18 protein-coding genes are annotated in these 18,428 nt (G+C 70.3%); 6 read left to right on the plus strand and 12 right to left on the minus strand.

The features are described from left to right. Positions 1-25 precede the first annotated feature (25 nt). A complete protein-coding gene (gene pdxR / locus HDA40_RS25785; protein ID WP_253760135.1) occupies positions 26-1,390 on the plus strand; it encodes a MocR-like pyridoxine biosynthesis transcription factor PdxR in 1,365 nt (454 codons plus the stop codon). 146 nt (positions 1,391-1,536) lie between these two features. On the opposite strand, the gene HDA40_RS25790 is transcribed toward pdxR, so the two are convergent. From HDA40_RS25790 to HDA40_RS25830, 9 genes are all read right to left on the minus strand, one after another. Further along, entirely contained in the window at positions 1,537-2,115 is a 579-nt protein-coding gene (locus tag HDA40_RS25790; protein ID WP_253760136.1) for a TIGR03086 family metal-binding protein, read from the minus strand. Between the two features lie 43 nt (positions 2,116-2,158). Continuing rightward, a complete protein-coding gene (locus HDA40_RS25795) occupies positions 2,159-3,115 on the minus strand; it encodes an NAD(P)-dependent alcohol dehydrogenase (protein WP_253760137.1) in 957 nt (318 codons plus the stop codon). Continuing rightward, a complete protein-coding gene (locus HDA40_RS25800; protein WP_253760138.1) occupies positions 3,115-3,345 on the minus strand; it encodes a helix-turn-helix transcriptional regulator in 231 nt (76 codons plus the stop codon). Before HDA40_RS25800 ends, HDA40_RS25795 begins: the two co-directional genes overlap by 1 nt. Beyond that, positions 3,339-3,767: a hypothetical protein gene (locus HDA40_RS25805; RefSeq protein WP_253760139.1), complete on the minus strand. Its 429-nt coding sequence runs from the start codon at positions 3,765-3,767 to the stop codon at positions 3,339-3,341. The genes HDA40_RS25800 and HDA40_RS25805 overlap by 7 nt, the downstream gene beginning before the upstream one ends. A 68-nt stretch (positions 3,768-3,835) precedes the next feature. Continuing rightward, positions 3,836-5,605 carry a hypothetical protein gene (locus HDA40_RS25810; protein WP_253760140.1) on the minus strand — a complete coding sequence of 590 codons (1,770 nt, stop codon included), beginning with the start codon at positions 5,603-5,605 and terminating at the stop codon, positions 3,836-3,838. A 76-nt stretch (positions 5,606-5,681) separates the two neighbouring features. Further along, complete coding sequence (locus tag HDA40_RS25815) at positions 5,682-6,908, minus strand: RNA polymerase sigma factor (RefSeq protein ID WP_253763809.1); 1,227 nt, start codon at positions 6,906-6,908, stop codon at positions 5,682-5,684. Between the two features lie 2 nt (positions 6,909-6,910). Then, positions 6,911-7,276, minus strand: a complete 366-nt coding sequence (locus HDA40_RS25820) for a YciI family protein (RefSeq protein ID WP_253760141.1) — start codon at positions 7,274-7,276, stop codon at positions 6,911-6,913. Between the two features lie 32 nt (positions 7,277-7,308). After that, positions 7,309-7,911 carry a dihydrofolate reductase family protein gene (locus HDA40_RS25825; protein WP_253760142.1) on the minus strand — a complete coding sequence of 201 codons (603 nt, stop codon included), beginning with the start codon at positions 7,909-7,911 and terminating at the stop codon, positions 7,309-7,311. A 122-nt stretch (positions 7,912-8,033) separates the two neighbouring features. Next, on the minus strand, positions 8,034-9,509 hold the full coding sequence (locus HDA40_RS25830) for an AAA family ATPase (protein ID WP_253760143.1): 1,476 nt from the start codon (positions 9,507-9,509) through the stop codon (positions 8,034-8,036). A gap of 137 nt (positions 9,510-9,646) precedes the next feature. On the opposite strand from HDA40_RS25830, the gene HDA40_RS25835 reads away from it, so the two are divergent. The 4 genes from HDA40_RS25835 (at position 9,647) to purE (ending at position 15,440) form a co-directional block, all read left to right on the plus strand. Next, a complete protein-coding gene (locus HDA40_RS25835) occupies positions 9,647-11,659 on the plus strand; it encodes a thioredoxin domain-containing protein (protein ID WP_253760144.1) in 2,013 nt (670 codons plus the stop codon). A 47-nt stretch (positions 11,660-11,706) separates the two neighbouring features. Continuing rightward, on the plus strand, positions 11,707-13,605 hold the full coding sequence (locus tag HDA40_RS25840; RefSeq protein WP_253760145.1) for a class II glutamine amidotransferase domain-containing protein: 1,899 nt from the start codon (positions 11,707-11,709) through the stop codon (positions 13,603-13,605). Between the two features lie 183 nt (positions 13,606-13,788). Continuing rightward, positions 13,789-14,946: a 5-(carboxyamino)imidazole ribonucleotide synthase gene (locus HDA40_RS25845; RefSeq protein WP_253760146.1), complete on the plus strand. Its 1,158-nt coding sequence runs from the start codon at positions 13,789-13,791 to the stop codon at positions 14,944-14,946. Then, on the plus strand, positions 14,943-15,440 hold the full coding sequence (purE, locus tag HDA40_RS25850; RefSeq protein ID WP_308197766.1) for a 5-(carboxyamino)imidazole ribonucleotide mutase: 498 nt from the start codon (positions 14,943-14,945) through the stop codon (positions 15,438-15,440). The genes HDA40_RS25845 and purE overlap by 4 nt, the downstream gene beginning before the upstream one ends. Here purE and HDA40_RS25855 read toward each other — a convergent pair. Then, on the minus strand, positions 15,437-15,892 hold the full coding sequence (locus tag HDA40_RS25855; protein ID WP_253763811.1) for an acyl-CoA thioesterase: 456 nt from the start codon (positions 15,890-15,892) through the stop codon (positions 15,437-15,439). The two genes, purE and HDA40_RS25855, sit on opposite strands and share 4 nt — an antisense overlap. A gap of 128 nt (positions 15,893-16,020) precedes the next feature. Here HDA40_RS25855 and HDA40_RS25860 point away from each other — a divergent pair, with 128 nt between their 5' ends. Next, entirely contained in the window at positions 16,021-16,635 is a 615-nt protein-coding gene (locus HDA40_RS25860) for a hypothetical protein (RefSeq protein WP_253760147.1), read from the plus strand. Positions 16,636-16,682: 47 nt separating this feature from the next. Here HDA40_RS25860 and HDA40_RS25865 read toward each other — a convergent pair whose 3' ends face one another. Together HDA40_RS25865 and HDA40_RS25870 are read right to left on the minus strand one after the other, a co-directional pair. Continuing rightward, positions 16,683-17,726 carry an ABC-2 transporter permease gene (locus HDA40_RS25865; RefSeq protein WP_253760148.1) on the minus strand — a complete coding sequence of 348 codons (1,044 nt, stop codon included), beginning with the start codon at positions 17,724-17,726 and terminating at the stop codon, positions 16,683-16,685. Between the two features lie 34 nt (positions 17,727-17,760). Next, positions 17,761-18,420, minus strand: coding sequence for a VOC family protein (locus tag HDA40_RS25870; protein WP_253760149.1), 660 nt, complete (start codon positions 18,418-18,420; stop codon positions 17,761-17,763). Positions 18,421-18,428 lie beyond the last annotated feature (8 nt).

Consider the following 18,428-nt stretch of genomic DNA (forward strand, 5'->3'; position numbering starts at 1 on the left):
TGGCTCTGCGCTAAGGTCCAATACCATGGCGATTGACTGGTCCAATTTCGGTGTCGACCTGCACCTCGACCTCTCCGCGTCGGCCACCCGCCGGACCGCGCTGGAGGAGGCGCTGCGCGACGCGATCCGGTCCGGCCGGCTCGCGCCGCAGACCCGCCTGCCCGCCACGCGTACGCTCGCCGCCGAGCTGGGCCTCGCCCGGGGGACGGTCAGCGCGGCGTACGACCAGTTGGTGGCGGAGGGATATCTGACCGCCCGCCAAGGGTCGTTCACCGAGGTCGCGGCGCTTCCGCCGATCGTGCTGCCGACGGCGGTTCCGGAGATGGTCACGACACCCCGGTACGACCTGCGTCCGGGCAGTCCCGACGTGTCCACCTTCCCAGTCGCGGCCTGGACCCGCGCCGTACGCCGGTCGCTGTCCCGAGCGCCGGTGACCGCGTTCGACTACGGCGATCCCCGGGGCAGCCTGGCGCTCCGGAGCGTGCTCGCCGACTACCTCGGCCGGGCGCGCGGCGTACTGGCCAGCCCCGATCGGATCGTCATCACCTCGGGCTACGTCCAAGCGTTGGCCCTCCTCGCCACCGTCTATAGGGGACGGACGATCGGCCTCGAAGATCCCGGGCTGGACTTCCATCGCGACGTCGTCCGGGAGGCGGGCGCATCCGTCGTACCCGTCCCCGTGGACTCCCTCGGCGCGGTGCTTCCGGTCGCGTCGGCCGACGCCGTCGTGCTGACCCCGGCGCACCAGTACCCGATGGGCGTCACCCTGCATCCGGAACGACGGCGTACGGCGGTGGAATGGGCTCGGTCCGGCGATCGGCTCATCATCGAGGACGACTACGACGGGGAGTTCCGCTACGACCGGCAACCGGTCGGCGCGCTGCAGGGAACCGCGCCGGAGCACGTCGTCTACATCGGAACGGCGGCGAAGACGCTGAGCCCGGCGCTGCGACTGGCCTGGATGGTGCTTCCGGCGTACCTGGTCGAGCCGGTCGTGCGGCTCAAACGGCTCACCGACGTGCACACCGAGACCATCGGTCAGCTGGCGCTCGCGGACCTGATCGCCGAGCACGCGTACGACCGGCACATCCGCGCCTGCCGGCTGCGGTATCGCCGACGCCGGGACCAACTCGTCGACCGGTTGCCCGGGGCCGACCTCGGCGGCATCGCGGCCGGACTCCACGTCGTGCTGGGCCTGCCGGCCGGGCTGTCCGAACGCGACGTCCTGGACGCGGCGGCCGCCCGGGGATTGGCGCTCGGGGCGCTCGGCACGCACTGGCACGAACCTGGGGCGCGCCCGCAGGGACTCGTGGTCGGGTACGGGACTCCGCGCGAGGGCGCCTATCCCGCCGCCGTGGACATGCTCTCCCGGGTTCTCCGCTCCTTCTGACCTTTACCTCACGTGCCCGGCGGCCTTGCCCAGCAGCGCTTCGCGGCGGCCTACCCCGGCAGATCAGGGATATGCCTGGGATCTTGAGCCAAGATCCCAGGCATATCCCTGATCTGGTGCCTAACGGTGTGCTTACCGAGAGCGGGTCACGGCTTCCACTGCGGGTCACGGCCGAGGTGCCGCAGCAGCTGAGCGGCCGCGTCGTCGCTCTCCTGGCCGGCCAGGGCGTCGGCGTACGCGAAACCGCGCAGCGGGTCGGCGGTGGCGTGCGCGATCGGCAGGAGCGCCTGCGACAGCTCCGGCGTGAGCGGCGACGGCTGCCCGGTGGCCACCGCGATGTCCCAGGCGTGCACCGCGGCGTCCAGGGCGGCCGCCGCCACGACGTCTTCGGCCGACATCGGGGGCAGCGGGAGCGGCTTGGGCACGTCCTGCGCTCCGGGTTCGACCGCGGCGAACGCCGCCGCCGAGGCGGCCAGCGCCTGCTCGGTGAAGGCGGCGGGGTCCTCGACCGGCTCGCCGGACGGCGCGAACGGGTTGTACGCCGGCCCGGTGCCGACTCCCAGCGTGCCGGCGTAGCCGAGTTGGTCGCCCGCGGCGTGCTGGAGGACCTGGGTGACCGTCCACTGGTCGCACGGGGTGGCGAGCTGCCAGCTGTCCGGGCCGAGTCCGGCGATCGCGGTACGCAGAGCCTGGTGGGCGTTGTCGAGCAGAGTCCAGGTGGTCATCGGGTACCTCCGGTATTTTCGTGGAGCGGAACGTTCCATTCCACTATAGCTCCAGGACGAGCTTCCCCGCAACCCTTCCCGCTTCCAACGACCGGATGGCTTCGGCGGCGTCGGCGAGCGGATAGGTCCGGTCGACCGGCGCGACCAGGTCACCTGCGGCGAAGAGCGCGGCGAGGTGCTCCAGATCCTCGGTCCGGGCGATCGAGAGGGGAGCCTTGAGGCGCTGCTTCACCCATGGGTCGAGTGCCTTCGCGTGGAGGTTACGACTCAGTCCGCCGAAGACGGCGCCACCGTTCTCCGCACCGACGAGTACCAGCGTCCCCGTCGGCGTCAGCAGACCGCGCAGCAGCGGCAACGGCCGGTTTCCCGCGATGTCGAGGATCGCGTCATAGCGCCCGGACAACGGCGTACGCGTGTAGTCGATGACCGTCTCAGCGCCCAGGGAACGGACGAACTCCGCTTTGCCGCCGCTGCATACGGCGGTGACTGTCGCACCGGCGAGGCGGGCGAGCTGGACGGCGTACGCCCCGACGCCGCCACCGGCTCCGATGACGAGCACGGACTGTCCCTTCCGGACATTCGCCGTACGTGTCGCCAGGTGCGCCGTCGCTCCCGAGACCGGCAGGGCGGCCGCTTGCACCGCCGTCATCCCGGCCGGCCGCCGAGCCAGCTTGTCCGGCTTGGCCGTGGCGTACTCGGCGAAGGCGCCGGTGCCGCTGCCGAAGACCTCGTCGCCGACGGCGAACTGCGTCACCCGCGCGCCGACCGCCACGACCACCCCGGCCAGATCCATGCCCAGCGCGTACGACCTGGGTCGCCGCAAGCCGGTGACCAGCCGCATCACCCGCGGTTCGCCGGTCATCATGTGCCACGCGCCGCGATCCACCCCGGCCGCCTCGACGCGGATCAGGACCTCCTTGTCGCCGGCCACGGGCCGGTCGACCTCGCGCAGGGTGAGCACCTCGGCGGACCCATACCGCTCGCGGACGATTGCCTTCATCACTCCTCCTCGGAGCCGTCGGGGTAATGGAAGACCGAGTCGAGCGAGACCCCGAAGACCCGCGCGATCTGGAAGGCCATCTCCAGCGACGGCGAATACCGCCCCTGCTCGATGGCGATGACGGTCTGACGGGTCACGCCGATCCGGTCGGCCAGCTCCGCCTGCGTCATCTCACCGTGCGCGAACCGCAGCGCCCGGATCGAATTGGTCACCTTGGTCGGTTTCACCATGTCTGGAAGGCCTTGTGGTACGCGAAGACCTTGGCGGCCGAGCCGACTGTCGCGGAGAGGAAGAACCCCAGGTAGATCACGTTGGCGATCCAGAAGTAGTCGGCCTTGGCCAGCGCGAGCAGCATCGCCGCGAGGCCGCCGACGACGATGAACGACTGGCCGATGCGGTCGCCGAGGTAACCGATCTCGCGGTCACGCTCGTCGACGCGGTCCCGCGTACGCGGGGAGAAGATCCCGGCCACGATGCTGACCAGGATGGTCGTGGCGATGGCCGCCCCGATGGTCGCCAGCATAAGCCCGGCGTACGGGACCTCGGTGAGGGATGAGCCGGCCGAGCGGCCCAGGACCACCGCCACGTAGACGGCGTACGCGACCGCGCTGACCACGCCCATGATCCAAGCGCGCTTCTCCTCGTATGGCATGCGATCAATGTAAAGCGATCTTGACACGGTGTCAAGAATTCTTTACATGCCGCGCTGTCGGGTACGAGTCACCAGCGGCTGGGCGGCCGATACACCAGGCCGAGCCGGGCCGGTCCGTCCTTGGTCCCGCCGACCATCTCGGCGATCTCCTTCGGATCGCCGGCGATGAGCGACGCGACGACCGTCTCGGCCACCTCCGTGGGGTCGCGGTCGTCGAGGTCGATCACCAGGCCGAACTGCACCGAAGGGTCGGTCGGAGCGCTCGACCGGGCGGCCGGATGCTGGAAGGTGAGGCGTACGGTGTCGTATTCGCGCAGCCAGGCCGCGCACCACCCGGGGCGGCAGTCCCATCGGCCCAAGATCTCCGGCTCGGCCCGGAGCCGCTCGATCACCAGCCGCGCCACGCTCCGGGCGGGCCACTCCCACGACTGGTCGCGCTCGGCCCGGCTTACCTCCAGGTCGTACGCGACGGCGTCGAACCTGACCTCGGCCGGCAGATCGTCCGCAGTGGACGATGACCGCCAGTTCCGCCAGACCACCTCGGTGCCTTCCCGCACGATCGTCACAGAGAGCCCGCCACAGCAGCCCTCTGTGCAGTACGCCTCGGCGAGGCGTACCTCGTGCGGCTCCTCGGTGGCGCGCAGCCGGCCGGTCGTCAGCAGACCCTCCGGGCTGTCGGCCGGACCTTTGTCGAAGTACCGGGCGACGACGGGCATCCCGTCGACGACGATCCGAGCTTCGACTTGCCCAGAACCGGTGGGACTCGGGTCGCCGACGACCACTCGGATGGCGAAACCCTTGGCAGGCACCGGTTTCAGTCCACCCTGACGGATGACCCAAGATGCCCGCCGTGCAACGACCGGATCGGCCTCGGCGGCGTTTTCACCGAGCATGTCCCGCCATTCCGGAGCGGCGAGCACTGCTCCGATCCGGGCGACCAGTTCACCGCGCGCCTCGCCGACGACCGGCGCGGCCGACCCCGTACGCAGATTCTCGGCGACCAGCGTCAGCAGAACCGCCCGTTCGAGACTGGGCTGCCGGGTCGGTGCGAGGGCCACCCATCGCTCGTAGACGGCTTCCGTGTGGGCGTACCGGTGGATCTCGGACACGTAGTTCTCGGTGGAGGCCATCGCGAGCAGGAGGTTGGCCACCTGATCCCACGGCTCATCGTCCACTTCGGAGCTGTCCAGCAATCCCGGCAGATCCTGCCGTTCAGCGATCTTCCGGGCCAGGTCGCTCGTCAGCACGTCGCGCGGGGTCGACCGGACCCAGCGCCGGATCTCCTTGGCCCGGCGACCAGCCAGGGCGGTGACAGCCGCGGTGCGTACGCGCCGCCGGGAGCGTTCCGCGAGCCAGATCAGCTGCGGTTCAGCGCCCCGAATCCGGGCCAGCGCCTCGACGGCGAGCAGATCAGCGAAGCACAGCAGCCCGATGGTCTTGATGATCTCGGCGTCCGCGCGTTCGCCGTTGCGGATCAGCAGGCCCAGCCCGACCAGGACCGCGCCCTTGTCAGTGCCGTGGCGGATCAGCCACCTGCCCGCGTGACGGGTGCGCTCATCCACGCTGAGTCGAAGCCGACTCAGCACCTCGGAAACATCGGTCGAGCGGATCGCCAGGGCGGCACACCGATCGTGCAACTCTTGCGGCGACTGCGCGGGATCTTCGAGGAAGTCTCGGAGGAGGGCCGTCAGGGCGTCTCGACGCTCTCGGAGCGGCGCGTCACGGCGTACGCCGTCGTCGGGAGCCGGGCCGGTCGGTGTGCCGTCGAGCAGCTGTAGCGCGTAGGCGTACCAGGAGACCGGTCGGTCGAGCGCACTGCGCTCGGGGGCCGTGCTCACCGGCGGGGGAGGGACTCGATTCCGTTCGTCATGACCCGAACCCTATCCACGCCGTCAAGCGAATCCGGACAGTCGGCTAGCCCAACTGGTCGCGGCGACGGGTCAGGTACGCGATCTCGGCCGTGTTCCCCGCCAGCTCGATCGCCTGGTCGTACGCCGCCCGCGACTCCCGGCTCCGGCCCAGCCGGCGCAGCAGGTCGGCCCGAGCCGCGTGGTACGCGTGATAGCCGCCCAACGGGTCCCCGAGCCGATCGACGGCTGCCAGGGCGACCTCGGGACCGTCCAACTCGGCCACGGCGACGGCTCGGTTGAGCGCGACGATCGGGCTGGCGTCGAGGCGTACGAGCTGGTCATAGAGCGCGACAATCTGCGACCAGTCGGTATCGCGTACGTCGTGGGCGGAGGTGTGGACGGCGCCGATCGCGGCGAGGATCTGATAGCGACCGGGCGCCACCCGCGCGGCCAGCCGTTCGCGTACCAGTCGGTGGCCTTCGGCGATCAGCGCGACGTCCCAAGCCCCCCGGTCCTGCTCGCCGAGGCTGACGAGTTCGCCGCTCGCCGAGATGCGGGCGGCGCGGCGGGCCTCGGTGAGCAGCATCAGCGCGAGCAGCCCGGCCACCTCGCCATCGGCCGGCAGAAGTTCGCGGATGAGACGGGTGAGCCGGATCGCCTCAGCGGTGAGGTCGTGGCGCACGGGGTCGGTGTCGGGGCCGGTCGCCAGGTAGCCCTCGTTGAAGACGAGGAACAAGACCGAAAGTACGCCGGAGACCCGCGCCGGGAGATCTTCGGCGGCCGGGACGCGATAGGGGACGCGAGCCGCCTTGATCTTGGCTTTCGCGCGGGTGATCCGCTGCTCCATGGCGCTCTCGCGGACGAGGAAGGCGCGGGCTATCTCGGACACCGTCAGCCCGCCGAGCATCCGGAGAGTCAGCGCCACCCGGGTCTCCATCGCGAGCGCCGGGTGGCAGCACGTGAAGATCAGCCGGAGCCGGTCGTCCTCGATGGCGCCGAGAGGCTCAGGCGGTCCGTCGTCGAGCACCATCTGCGCCTCCTTGTGCTTGTCGTCGCGCTTGTTCTCCCGGCGGATCCGGTCGATGGCCTTGCGCTGGGCGGTCGTGGTCAGCCAGCCGCCCGGATTCGGCGGTACGCCGTCCACCGGCCACCGCTCGACAGCGGTCGCGAACGCCTCGGCCGCCGCCTCCTCGGCGACATCGAGATCGCCGAACCGCCGAGTCAGGGCGGCGACCACCCGAGCCCACTGCGCACGATGGGCCTGAGTGATCGCCGCCCGGACGTCGACCACGGTCACTGGTCGGAACCCTGGCCGGGGAGCGACTCCAGATCGACGCCGAGGAACGGTCGCAACTCGACCTTCCGATTGCAGTGCTTCGAGCCGTCGGCGGCGAGCTTCAGGGCCACATCGAGATCCTCGGCCTCGATGACCCAGAAACCGGCGAGGTACTCCTTCGTCTCCACGTACGGGCCGTCGGTGAAAATGGCCTGCCCGCCGCGGTTGTCGATGACGGTCGCGGTGCTGGGCGCGGCGAGCCCGCCCGCGAAGACCCAATGGCCCTCGGTCTTGAGCCGGTCGTTGAACACGTCGATGGCGGCCATCTCCTCGTCGGTCGCGAGTCCGGCGGTGTCGTCGACGACGGAAACCAGGTAGTGCATCTCAGCTCTTCTCTCTCGTTCGGTCGGTCGGGTCACTCGGCGTACTGCGGCTGCCCGGCCGGCCGATAGACCTGCAGGGTGATGCCCTTCGGGAAGTCCCGCGACTCGATCAGCTCGAGCGCGATGTCCGGACCGGCCTCCGGGAACAGTCGCATCCCCTGGCCGACGATCACCGGGACCACCATGAGGCGCATCTCGTCGACGAGATCGTTCGCCAGCAGCCACCGGACGAGTGTGCCGCTGCCGTGGACCTGCAAGTCGCCGCCCGGCTTGGCCTTCAGCTCGCGGATGGCCGCCGCGAGGTCGCCGGACAGCATGGTCGTGTCCGCCCAGTCGGCTTCGGCGAGGGTGCTCGACGCGACGTACTTCGGCTTGGTGTTCAACGCGTCGGCGATCGGGCCGCTGCCCGGCTCCATGACCCCCCAATACCCGGCGAAGAGGTCATAGGTGCGGCGGCCGAACAGGAACGCCTCGGCACTCTGGTAGACCTCGCCGATGTACCCCGCGGACTCGCTGTTGAAGTAGGGCCGCGCCCAGCCGCCCCGCTCGAACCCGCCGCTGCGGTTCTCGTTCCGCCCGCCGTTTCCCTGCACCACGCCATCGACGGTGATCTGCGTCATGGTCGTCAGCTTCATGATCATGGTTCCTTGTCCGCGGTGGCGCCCCTCGTGGGCGGCCTCTCACCCGTACCACGAACTCCACTGCCCCGATCCGACACGGCCACGCGGATTTCTTTCCAAGAACTTCGAGACCGCTTCTACTCGAGCGGCGGCGCATACAGTTGCTGAAGATCCACCAGCAGGACTCGGGGGTCCTTCGCGGCCGTGGCGAGCACCTCTGGCGTGAATCCAGCGCCCCCGTAGCACGCCAGGACCGTGTCATCGGTGAAGTAACCCTTGAGCGTCAACAACTCGCGGGCCCGGGCCAGGCGATCGAGGTGATGATTGCCGATCACCTCGCCCCATTTCGCTTCGCCGAGCGACAGAATCCGTCGTGAACCGTTCGATTCCTGTGCCGCGAGTACTGCGACATCGATCTCGATCTGGGTTCTGTTGGCCGGATCGTTGACGACGCCGGAACCCACCTCGGCGGGGAAGCCGCCGAACAGCGCCGCTCCGCTGTCGATCGCGTACGCCCGGCAGAGTGCCTCGAAATGCGGGCCGACGACCTGGGTGAGAAACGTCGGACGCATCGAGCTCCAGACCGCCTCGCCGCGGTGGATCTCCAGCTCGGACCAGCGTCTCCGCATGATCGCCTCATAGAACGTGATCAGCGGTTCGACGATGGAATAGCGCGAGCGACCGGGACGGAAGAGGTCGGGCTCCCGGCGGATGAGGGCGCAGTCCTCCAGCACGTTCAGCGGATGGGTGATCTGATCCGACTTGCGGCCGATGAAATTGGCGATGCCGCCGTTCGTGGTGTTGCCGGTGGCGATGGCGGCCAATACCGAGTGGTAGAGCGCGGGGTCGCGGATGTCCGTCTCCTCGGCCAGGAGATATCGCGCCTCGCGGAAGAGGGGAGTCTGCGGGTTCAGGACCGTCCGGATGATCCAGGGGTCGAAGTCGTCGAGGCCGGCGGGCGCATCTCCTTGAGTGAACTCGTACCGGTAGGCGGGAGTGCCGCCCAGGACCGAGTGGACCAGGACCGCCAGGCGATGATCGGTGATGCCCCAGAACTCGGCCGCGTCGCGGTAGCGGAACGGCTGGATGACAAGCTCCAGGCCGGCTCGGCCGCGCAAGGGCGACTGGCCGGACAGGAGGCCGCCCATCACCGACATCGCCGAGCCGCAGAGCACCAGGCGTACCGAACTTTCCTGCCCACTGCCACCGGGACCGAGCTCCCGCTGAATGATCGACGGCAGGGCCGGTGACACGCGGGTGATGAAGGGGAACTCGTCGATTACCACCAGAGTCGGCTGGTCGCGAATGGACTGGAACATCTGCCTGATGGCTCCGTTCCAGTCCTGGGCCGCGGAGTCCCAGCCTGCCCGCGTGAACCGGGCGAGTGCGTCACCGAAGAGCCGGAGCGTTTCGGCTTCGGTGGCCTCGGTCGCCGCGAAGTACATCCCGCCGGTGGCCTCGGTGAGCGCCTGGAGGAGGAAGCTCTTGCCTTGGCGTCGCCGGCCGCTGACGACGCCCAGCGTCGCGCCCGGGCGGGCAGGCGGTCGCGTGGCGAAGGACGACAGCCCGGCCCACTCGCGCGTGCGGTCGAATACGTGTCCTGGTTTATCCATCTCATTCCCTTCATCCGCTATAGCCGCGTGCGCTAAGCCACAGAACTATACTTCTCAGAAGTATAGTTCCGTTATTCTGATCAGCGGAAAGGACGTCCGCTGACGCCGAGTCCCGCCGGACGTGGGAGAGTTTGGGGGTGAACCGGCTCGGCAGTTCGACTTCGCCCTATCTGCGCCAGCACGCGGCCAATCCGGTGGACTGGTGGCCGTGGTCCGACGCGGCTCTCGCCGAGGCCCGGGACCGGGACGTCCCGGTGCTGATCTCGGTCGGGTACGCCGCTTGCCACTGGTGTCATGTGATGGCGCACGAGTCCTTCGAGGATCCGGTGATCGGCGCGAAGATCAACGCGAACTTCGTCGCGATCAAGGTGGACCGGGAGGAGCATCCCGACGTCGACGCCGTCTACATGGCGGCTACGCAGGCGATGACGGGGCAGGGCGGCTGGCCGATGACCGTTTTCGCCACGCCGGACGGTGAGCCGTTCCTCTGCGGGACCTACTTCCCGCGCGACAACTTCGACCGGCTGCTGGACGCGGTCGCCGAGGCGTGGCGGGATCAGCGTGACGCCGTGCTGCGGCAGGGTGCGGCGGTGGTCGAGGCGATTGCGCCGCAGCGGCTGGGCGGCGCGGGCGGTACGCCGATCACACCGGACCTGCTCGCGCAGGCGGCTCAGCGGTTGGTGGCCGCGCATGACGTCGCGTACGGGGGATTCGGGGAGGGCGGACCGAAGTTTCCGCCGCACCTGGCGCTGCTGTTCCTGCTGCGGCATTACAAGCGGACCGGTGACAAGGACGTCCTGGAGGTCGTCCAGCACACTGCCGAGGCGATGGCCCGGGGCGGGATCTATGACCAGGTCGGCGGCGGCTTCCACCGGTACGCGGTCGACGGCCACTGGGTGGTGCCGCACTTCGAGAAGATGCTTTACGACAACGCGCTGCTGCTGCGGGTCTACACCGATCTGTGGCGGCTGACCGGGGACGCGTTGGCCGGCCGGGTCGCGCGGGAGACGTACGAGTGCCTCGTCCAGGACTTCTCGACGCCCGAAGGCGGGTTCCGGTCGGCGTACGACGCGGACACCGAAGGTGTGGAGGGCCTGACCTATGTGTGGACTCCGGACCAGCTTGTCGAGGCGCTCGGCGAGGAAGACGGCCGGTTCGCCGCCGACGTCTTCGGGGTGACCGCGGCCGGCAACTTCGAACACGGGGCCACCGTGCTGACCTTGGCTCGGGACGTCGACGACGCCGACCAAGCCGTACGCGATCGGTGGCGACAGGTCAAGGCGAAGCTCTTCACCGCTCGGCAGGACCGTCCGCAACCCGCGATCGACGGCAAGGTGGTGGCGGCCTGGAACGCGCTGACGATCACCGCGATCGGCGAGTACGCCCGAGTCGCCGAGGCGCTGGGCGAAGACCCCGGCGACGCGGCCGACCGGGCCGAACGGGCGGCGACGCTGCTGGCTGAGCGGCACGTCGACGCCGACGGCCGGCTCCGGCGGGTGTCGCTCGACGGCATCGTGGGGGAGCCGGCCGGCGTACTGGAGGACTATGGCTGTGTGGCCGAGGCGTTCGCCTTGATCCATCAGCTCACCGGGGCGGCGGTCTGGCTGGAGCGCTCCGGTGCGCTCGTCGACACCGCGCTGGCGAAGTTCGTCGAGGACGGTCGGGTGTTCGACACGGCGGTGGACGCGCAGCGGCTGGTCACCCGGCCCGCCGACCCCACGGACAACGCCACGCCCAGTGGGGCTTCCGCGTTGGCCGGCGCTTTACTGGCGTACCACGCGTTGTCGGGTGAGCCGTCCTATCGCGACCGGGCCGCGGAGATCCTCGGCCAGGTCGCCGAGGTGATCGCCAAGCATCCCCGGTTCGCCGGATACAGCGCCGCCGCGGCCGAGGCGCTGCTCAGCGGCCCGGTCGAGATCGCGATCGCCACGCCCGACGCCGACCAGGCCATCGAACTCACTCGGGCGGCGATCCGGAACGCGCCGGGCGGTGCGGTCCTCGTGGTCGGCGAACCCGACCGGCCAGGGGTGCCGCTGCTCGACGGGCGTCCCCTGATCGAGGGCCGGCCGGCGGCGTACGTGTGCCGTGGGTTCGTCTGCGATCGGCCGGTCACCGACCCTGTCGGTTTGTCGACAGTACTTACCGTATAGGGGCCACTTATCCGGCTATGTCGGAATAGCCGGATAGCATCGGGCGCATGGCCGGCCTAGGCGCACTGATCTCCTGTCCTCCGAGCGCGGCCGACGCGCTCGCCGACGCGCTCGCCGCCCGTGGCTCCGACGTCGCGCGCCACCGCGCCGGCTCGGCGACCCTGATCGTCCGGGCCGCCCTGCCCATCGTCCATGAACTGGACGGATGTGTCGCGGTCGTCGACGGCGTCGCCGAACTCAGCGCGCTGCTTTCGGCGTATCGCCAGAAAGGCCCGAGCGGGCTGCTCGGCGGTCCGGACCCCTACGCGTTGATCTTGCGTGATCCGAAGCGCCATGGCCTCATGCTGGCTCGCAACGGTGACGGGCCGCCGCTCTACTACGCACAGACCGTGACCGGCATTCTGGTGGCCTCGGAGCCCGAGGCCCTGCTCGCGGCCGGCGTGCCCGCGGTCCCGGACCAGCAGGTGGTGGCCGATTTCCTCGACACCGGCGCGTGCGACGCGAGCGACCGGACCTTCTACACCGCCCTGCGTCGCGTGCTTCCCGGCCAGGTCCTCGCGTTGGACATCGAGGTCACCGACCACACGCCCGCGGTCTCGCGCAGACCGCGGGCGATGTCCGCGCGCATGGCGCTGCGGTGGGCGATCACTCCAGGACGCCTAGGGGTACGCCTGACGCAGGGCCCGGTTTCGGCGGCCGTCTATGGCGCGACCGAGGCCGCGGAGATCCCCGTGAAGGTGATCGCCGAGTCGGCGCAGGCGCCGCTGGCCGGCAAGCTCGATCTCGCCGAATATGTCGCCGACGTCGGTGAACCGCTGCCCGACCTGGAGAGCTACCTGATCTGGGACACGGCGCGGCGCGTCGCGGGGGAGATCGACGCGTTGCTGGACGCCGCCCCGCCCGGTACGCACCTGGCCCGGCTCGCCGACCGGGTGGGCAGCCGATACGGCGTCGAGCTGCGGTTTCCCCGATGCGACGCGGCCGCCGACGCCGACTGGTCCGAGCTGGCCGTGTCCATGCCGCCGGTCGCGCCGCCTCCGTCCACTGCGGACGTGCTGCGGCGGATCGGCCCGGATCTCGCGGCCTCCGTGCTGCACGGCGCGCCCTCGGTCGCGGCGGTCGGCCAGCTCGGGGCCCTGCTCGACGGTGACCCGTCGGCGGCCGAAGCGCTGTTCCGGCGGCATGTCCTGGCGTACTGGCTGGCGCGGCACGCTCCGGCGACGCCGGCCGAGCCGCCGCCCGACGACGTCGTGGCGGGCGGGCGGACCTGGCGGCGTACGCCCGTCGAGACGGACATCCTGCAACCCGGCGATCCGCTGCCGGAGAAGCTCGCCTGGTACGTCGCCGAGACCGCGTCGGGTGCGACCGAACCCTGGTACGTCCTCGTCTCGGCGAAGGCGGTCGCCGTCACGCAGGGCCGGGTGCGCCCGGTCTGGGAGATCACCCCGGGCATCGCCGCCCGCTGCGTCTCAGCGCTGACCGGCGAGCCGCCCTGGCTGGCGCAGTCGGCGATCGCGTACGGCTCCGGGAGTCGGGCGATCATGGCCGCGTTCTGCGGACGACTCCGCCTGGCCCGGTTGGCCGACCGGTTCGTCACCGCTCCGATGCGGGCCGTACGCCCACCTCGGGACGCGGCGGCCGGAGCGGGCCGGATCGGCGTCACCGGGCCGCCCCGATACGGCGACGACGTCGCCCAAGAAGTGCTCGACACCCTCGCCAAAGTCCTCACCGAAGCCGAGTACGCCCAGCTCGCGGGCTGCGCCGTCGTCGGACCCACCGGACTGTGGGGCTGGGCCGGACCGGGTACACCCGACCTCGTGAGCGCCCTCGGGACAGGTGACCCCTTCGGGGATCGGCGTACGCCGGTCGTGCTCGCCTTCGCTCAGCCCTTGCGGGCTGCGCGTACGCCCGCCGGGCGCAAGCCCTCGCGCCGCCCGCGCCGCTGACCGCTTCGAGCTGACGCCCGCCCCCTTCGAGCTGACGCCCGCCCCCTTTGGGCTGCAGATCACGGTTACGCATGCCAAATCCGGCACGGGAAGCATGCATAACCGTGCTCTGCACCTATCGGGGGTGGGCGGGGCGGAGCCCAGGCGGAGGGGTGAAGGGGCAGGTCGGTAGGCTTGCGCGCGATGGACACCCGGACTGGACTGCCGGTGGTCGGCATGATCGGCGGCGGACAGCTCGCCCGCATGACCCACCAGTCGGCGATCGCCCTCGGCCAGTCGTTGCGCGTACTGGCCACCTCACCCGACGACGGCGCCGCCCTGGTCGCGGCGGACGTGCACGTCGGCTCACACCTCGACCTGGCCGCGTTGCGCGACTTCGCCAAGGGCTGCGACGTGGTCACCTTCGATCACGAGCACGTCCCGGGGGAGCACATCCGGGCGCTGGCCGCCGACGGGGTGGCCGTCTACCCCTCCGCCGACGCGCTTCAGTACGCCCAGAACAAGCGCCTGATGCGGGAACGCCTGACCGCGATGGGCGCACCGATGCCGCGCTGGCGGCCGGTGAACCGGATCGAGGACGTGCGCGACTTCGGCGACGAGGTCGGCTGGCCGATCATCGGCAAGGCCGCGACCGGCGGTTACGACGGCAAGGGCGTCTGGGTGCTGACCGGCCCGGAGCCGGCGGCCGAGCTGCTCGCCCAAGGCGTCGAGCTGATCGTCGAGGAGAAGGTGACCCTCGATCGGGAACTCGCCGTCCAGGTCGCCCGATCGCCGTTCGGGCAGGTCGCGGCGTACCCGGTGGTCGAGACGGTGCAGGAGGACGGGATCTGCGTCGAGGTCCTCGCGCCCGCCCCCGGGCTGGGTGAGGAGCAGGCCGCCGAGATCCAGCAGCTGGGCATCCGGATCGCGACCGAGCTGGGTGTCGTCGGCATGCTCGCCGTCGAGCTGTTCGTCGACGCGGACGGCCGGTTCAGCGTCAACGAGCTGGCGATGCGCCCGCACAACTCCGGGCACTGGACCATCGAGGGCGCCCGGACCAGCCAGTTCGAGCAGCATCTGCGGGCCGTCCTGGACTACCCGATGGGCGACACCTCGGCCGCCGCGCCCGTGGTCGTGATGGCGAACGTGCTAGGCGGCCCCGACGGCGGGATGCCGATCGACGAGCGCCTGCACCACTTGTTCGCCGCCGAGCCCGGCGTCAAGGTGCACCTCTACGGCAAGCAGGTCCGGCCCGGCCGCAAGATCGGCCATGTGACCGCGCTCGGCCACGATCTCGCGCAGACTCGGGCTCGGGCCGCGCGCGCCGCCCATTGGCTGACCTACGGGGAGGAACCCAAGTGACGGTCCAGGTCGGGATCATCATGGGCAGCGACTCGGACTGGCCGACGATGCAGCCGGCGGCCGAGGCGCTCGACGAGTTCGGCGTGACCTACGAGGCGCACGTCGTCTCGGCCCACCGCACCCCGGTCAAGATGATCGAGTACGGGCAGGCCGCGGCCGGCCGGGGCATCCAGGTCATCATCGCGGGCGCGGGCGGGGCCGCCGCGCTGCCGGGCATGGTCGCCTCGGTGACGCCGTTGCCGGTGATCGGCGTACCGGTGCCGTTGAAGCACTTGGACGGCATGGACTCGCTCATGTCCATCGTGCAGATGCCGGCCGGCATTCCGGTCGCCACGGTCTCCATCGGCGGCGGCCGCAACGCCGGCCTGCTCGCCGTACGCGTGCTGGCCGCGAGCGATCCGGCCTTGCAGCGCCGCATCGAGGCGTACCAGCGGGATTTGATCGAGCTGGTGGAGCAGAAGGACGCGACGCTGCAGGACCGCCTGCGGAGCTAGTCGAGGTGGGGGGCGCGGTGCTGAGCGATCGCGCGGCGCCGGGCGAGGCGGTGTTCCCGCCGGATGATCGCCTCCTGGAAGCGCCGCTGGTCGGTGTCGCTCTCGGGCTGCACCGGCGGCACCACGCGGGGCTTGCCCTCGGCGTCGACGCCCACGAAGACCAGGTACGCCGTCGCGACCCGTTCCGGCGTGCGACCGGCTTCGTTCCAGCGCTCGGCGAGCACCGTGACGCCGATCTCCATCGACGTGACGCCGGTCCAGTTGACCTGGGCCTTGGCGTGGACGAGGTCGCCGACCCGCACAGGGACCAGGAGTTCGATCTCGTCGATCGCGACGGTGACCGCGTTGAACCCGCAGTGGCGGGCGGCGGCCGCGCCGGCCGCGTCGTCGACGAACTTCATGATGACGCCGCCGTGGACGGTGCCGTAGAGGTTGACGTCCAGGGCGGTCATGATGCGGCTCAGCGTTATCTGGGAGTACGCCGTCGGCCGGCCGGGGGCGGTGTCGTTCACGCTGCTCAGGCTAGAGCCTGAGGATTCGCTGGGTTGCGGGGCGGCCGGAAATCTATAGGGTGCCTCACATGCGTCATTTATGGAGTCTGATCGCCGGAGTAGTCATCGCTCCGCTCGCGTGGGCGGTCGTGGCCTTCGGCCAGACTGTCATGGGCGAGGTGTACACGGCGGGCGCGCCGACGGGATATTCCTCGAAGGTGCTGCTCGGTGCGGGCGTTCTGGTCGGTGCGGGCCTCATCGTGGGCCTGATCGCCTCCCTCCGGGTCTCCCCGGTGGGTCCCCTGCTTGTCGCCCTGCTGTACCTCGGCAGCTCCGCGCTGCTGATCTTTGCGCCGAAGACCGGCGTGGACGTGTTCGACCGGGTCCAGAAGGACGTCCTCGGTCATGACGTCATGACGATCACGCCGTTGAAGTCGGGAATCATCCCGGTGCTCGGCGGTGTGCTGTTGATAGCGGTGTTCAGCGGTGGGCGCTGGCGGGTCTGGCCGGGCACCGAGACGGTCGACGCGACGGCGACCACGACCACGACGACCGACTGGACGGCGACTCCGGTCCCGGCGGTCATGACCGCCGACGCCAGCGCCACCACGACGGAGTCCACCAGCTCGTTCACTCCGGTGAGCCCGGCCGGCACCACGACGGAGACGCCTGCCTCGCCGTGGGGACCGCCGCCGAGCCGCTGAGCCCCGACGCCTGAAATACCCGGGACGACCGATCGTTCCGGGTATTTCTAGGTAGTGCCGAACCCGTCGATCTCGGCCGCGAGGTGCGGTCGCCGTCCGGCGAGCAGCATCGTGGCGACGATCCCGACGACGGCGTACGCCGCGAGCACGAGCAACGGCATCAGCAGCTTCGAGTTTCCGAAGTAGACGATGGAGCGGAACGCCGACAGCCCCGCCCCGGGGGGCAGCCAGGGGCCGATGGCCCGCCAGAAGCCGGGCAGCAGCGGCCAGGCGTACGCGCCGCCGGCGCTGGGGTTGCCGAGGATGACGAACAGCAGCACGGCCAGCCCGATGCCGACGATGCTGGAGACCACCTGCAAAGCCATGGTGGCCGCACCTACCCCGAAGACGAGCAGCGCGCCCAGCGCGGCCAGCCCGACGTAGTGGTGCGGCATCCCGCCGACGATCGCGTAGCTGATCCAGGCGCCCACGATGCCCGAGACGACGGCATACGCCGCCAGTGCGCCGAGGCGGACGACCGCCCGTTGCCGGGTCGAGGGACGCGCGCCGAGGCTGACGCTCAGTGCCGACGCGACCAGGTACCCGCCGACGGTCCAGCCGACGACGAGGTAGAACCCGGACAGGCCGCGGGGATCGCCGCTGGGCAGCGGTTTGACGTCGGTGACCGTGAACTTCCGGCCGGTCTGCGCGGAGATCTGCTGGAAGATCTGCTCCAGCGTGGTCACCACGGCGACGCCGGCCGCCGAGGCGACGATCAGCTCGTCGCTCTGCTGGCCGACCACATACGCCCCGTACGCGTCCTGGTCGTCGATCCGCTGGACGGCCGCCGCCCGGTCGGCGACGACGGTTGCCTTGAGCGGGTCGCCGGACAACCCGTCGAGCTGCTGGGCGACCTGGTCGTTGGTGGTCGCCACGGCGATCTCATGCGGCTTGGGCTCGTGGAACGCGGCGAGGTAGCTCGCGATGAAGCCGGCCTGTAGCAGCAGGACGCCGATGACCAGGGCGACCGACCGGGTCGACACGCCCCGGTCGGCCAGCCACCGCACCCAGCGCCACTGGGGCCACGAATCGCGTTGGTGCCGTCCCGCCACGGCTCTGAGCGTACTGTCCTAAATGCCGGAATGATTACGAACGGCGGAGGACGACGCCGAACTCGTTCCCCTCGGGATCGGCATAGACGCCCGGCCCGACCGGACGCGCGCCGGCCGCCTCCAGCTCGTCGTACGCCGGCACGGAGATCTCCCAGCGCACCCGGTTGGGGACGGTCTTCGGCTCGGGCACCGGGTTGACGGAGATGCTTCGCATCGGCAGGTCCGGCACCTCCTCCACCGCCGACCAACCCTCGTCGCTGTGCTTGACGGGCACGCCGAACAGGTCGCCCCACCACTGGGCGGCCGTCCGGGGATCGGCGGCGTCGACCACCAGCCCGGCCACCCGGTCCTCAGGCAGCTCGTCCCGGACGAAGGCGCAGAACTCGTTGCCCTCCGGGTCGGCCATCACCGTCCAGGTACGCCCATCGCCTTGCGGCAGCAGGATGGACGCGCCCAGCACCTCCAGCCCGGCCACGCTCAGGGCGTACACGTCGAGGTGGACGCGGTTCTTGACGGTCTTCGGCTCAGCGGTACGCGTGAGCCAGATCGTGTGCCGTGGAGTCGGGCCGAAGACACCACCGGAGTCGGCGTCGTACGCCTTCCAGGTGCGGCCGAGCACGTCAGCCCAGAACGCCCCGACCCGTTCGGGATCCCGGCATTCCATCGTGACTTTCTTGAAGCGGGCGATCGCCATGGGCACAC

The organism is Hamadaea flava (genome assembly GCF_024172085.1).
Lineage (GTDB): Bacteria > Actinomycetota > Actinomycetes > Mycobacteriales > Micromonosporaceae > Hamadaea > Hamadaea flava.

Coding starts and splice junctions, on each gene's coding strand:
- HDA40_RS25820 (WP_253760141.1), bottom strand. CDS start 7,276: ATGCACTACCTGGTTTCCGTCGTCGACGACACCGCCGGACTCGCGACC.
- HDA40_RS25825 (WP_253760142.1), bottom strand. CDS start 7,911: ATGAAGCTGACGACCATGACGCAGATCACCGTCGATGGCGTGGTGCAG.
- HDA40_RS25860 (WP_253760147.1), top strand. CDS start 16,021: ATGCGTCATTTATGGAGTCTGATCGCCGGAGTAGTCATCGCTCCGCTC.
- HDA40_RS25790 (WP_253760136.1), bottom strand. CDS start 2,115: ATGACCACCTGGACTCTGCTCGACAACGCCCACCAGGCTCTGCGTACC.
- HDA40_RS25870 (WP_253760149.1), bottom strand. CDS start 18,420: ATGGCGATCGCCCGCTTCAAGAAAGTCACGATGGAATGCCGGGATCCC.
- HDA40_RS25845 (WP_253760146.1), top strand. CDS start 13,789: ATGGACACCCGGACTGGACTGCCGGTGGTCGGCATGATCGGCGGCGGA.
- HDA40_RS25795 (WP_253760137.1), bottom strand. CDS start 3,115: ATGAAGGCAATCGTCCGCGAGCGGTATGGGTCCGCCGAGGTGCTCACC.
- HDA40_RS25805 (WP_253760139.1), bottom strand. CDS start 3,767: ATGCCATACGAGGAGAAGCGCGCTTGGATCATGGGCGTGGTCAGCGCG.
- HDA40_RS25800 (WP_253760138.1), bottom strand. CDS start 3,345: ATGGTGAAACCGACCAAGGTGACCAATTCGATCCGGGCGCTGCGGTTC.
- HDA40_RS25840 (WP_253760145.1), top strand. CDS start 11,707: ATGGCCGGCCTAGGCGCACTGATCTCCTGTCCTCCGAGCGCGGCCGAC.
- HDA40_RS25830 (WP_253760143.1), bottom strand. CDS start 9,509: ATGGATAAACCAGGACACGTATTCGACCGCACGCGCGAGTGGGCCGGG.
- pdxR (WP_253760135.1), top strand. CDS start 26: ATGGCGATTGACTGGTCCAATTTCGGTGTCGACCTGCACCTCGACCTC.
- HDA40_RS25855 (WP_253763811.1), bottom strand. CDS start 15,892: ATGACCGCCCTGGACGTCAACCTCTACGGCACCGTCCACGGCGGCGTC.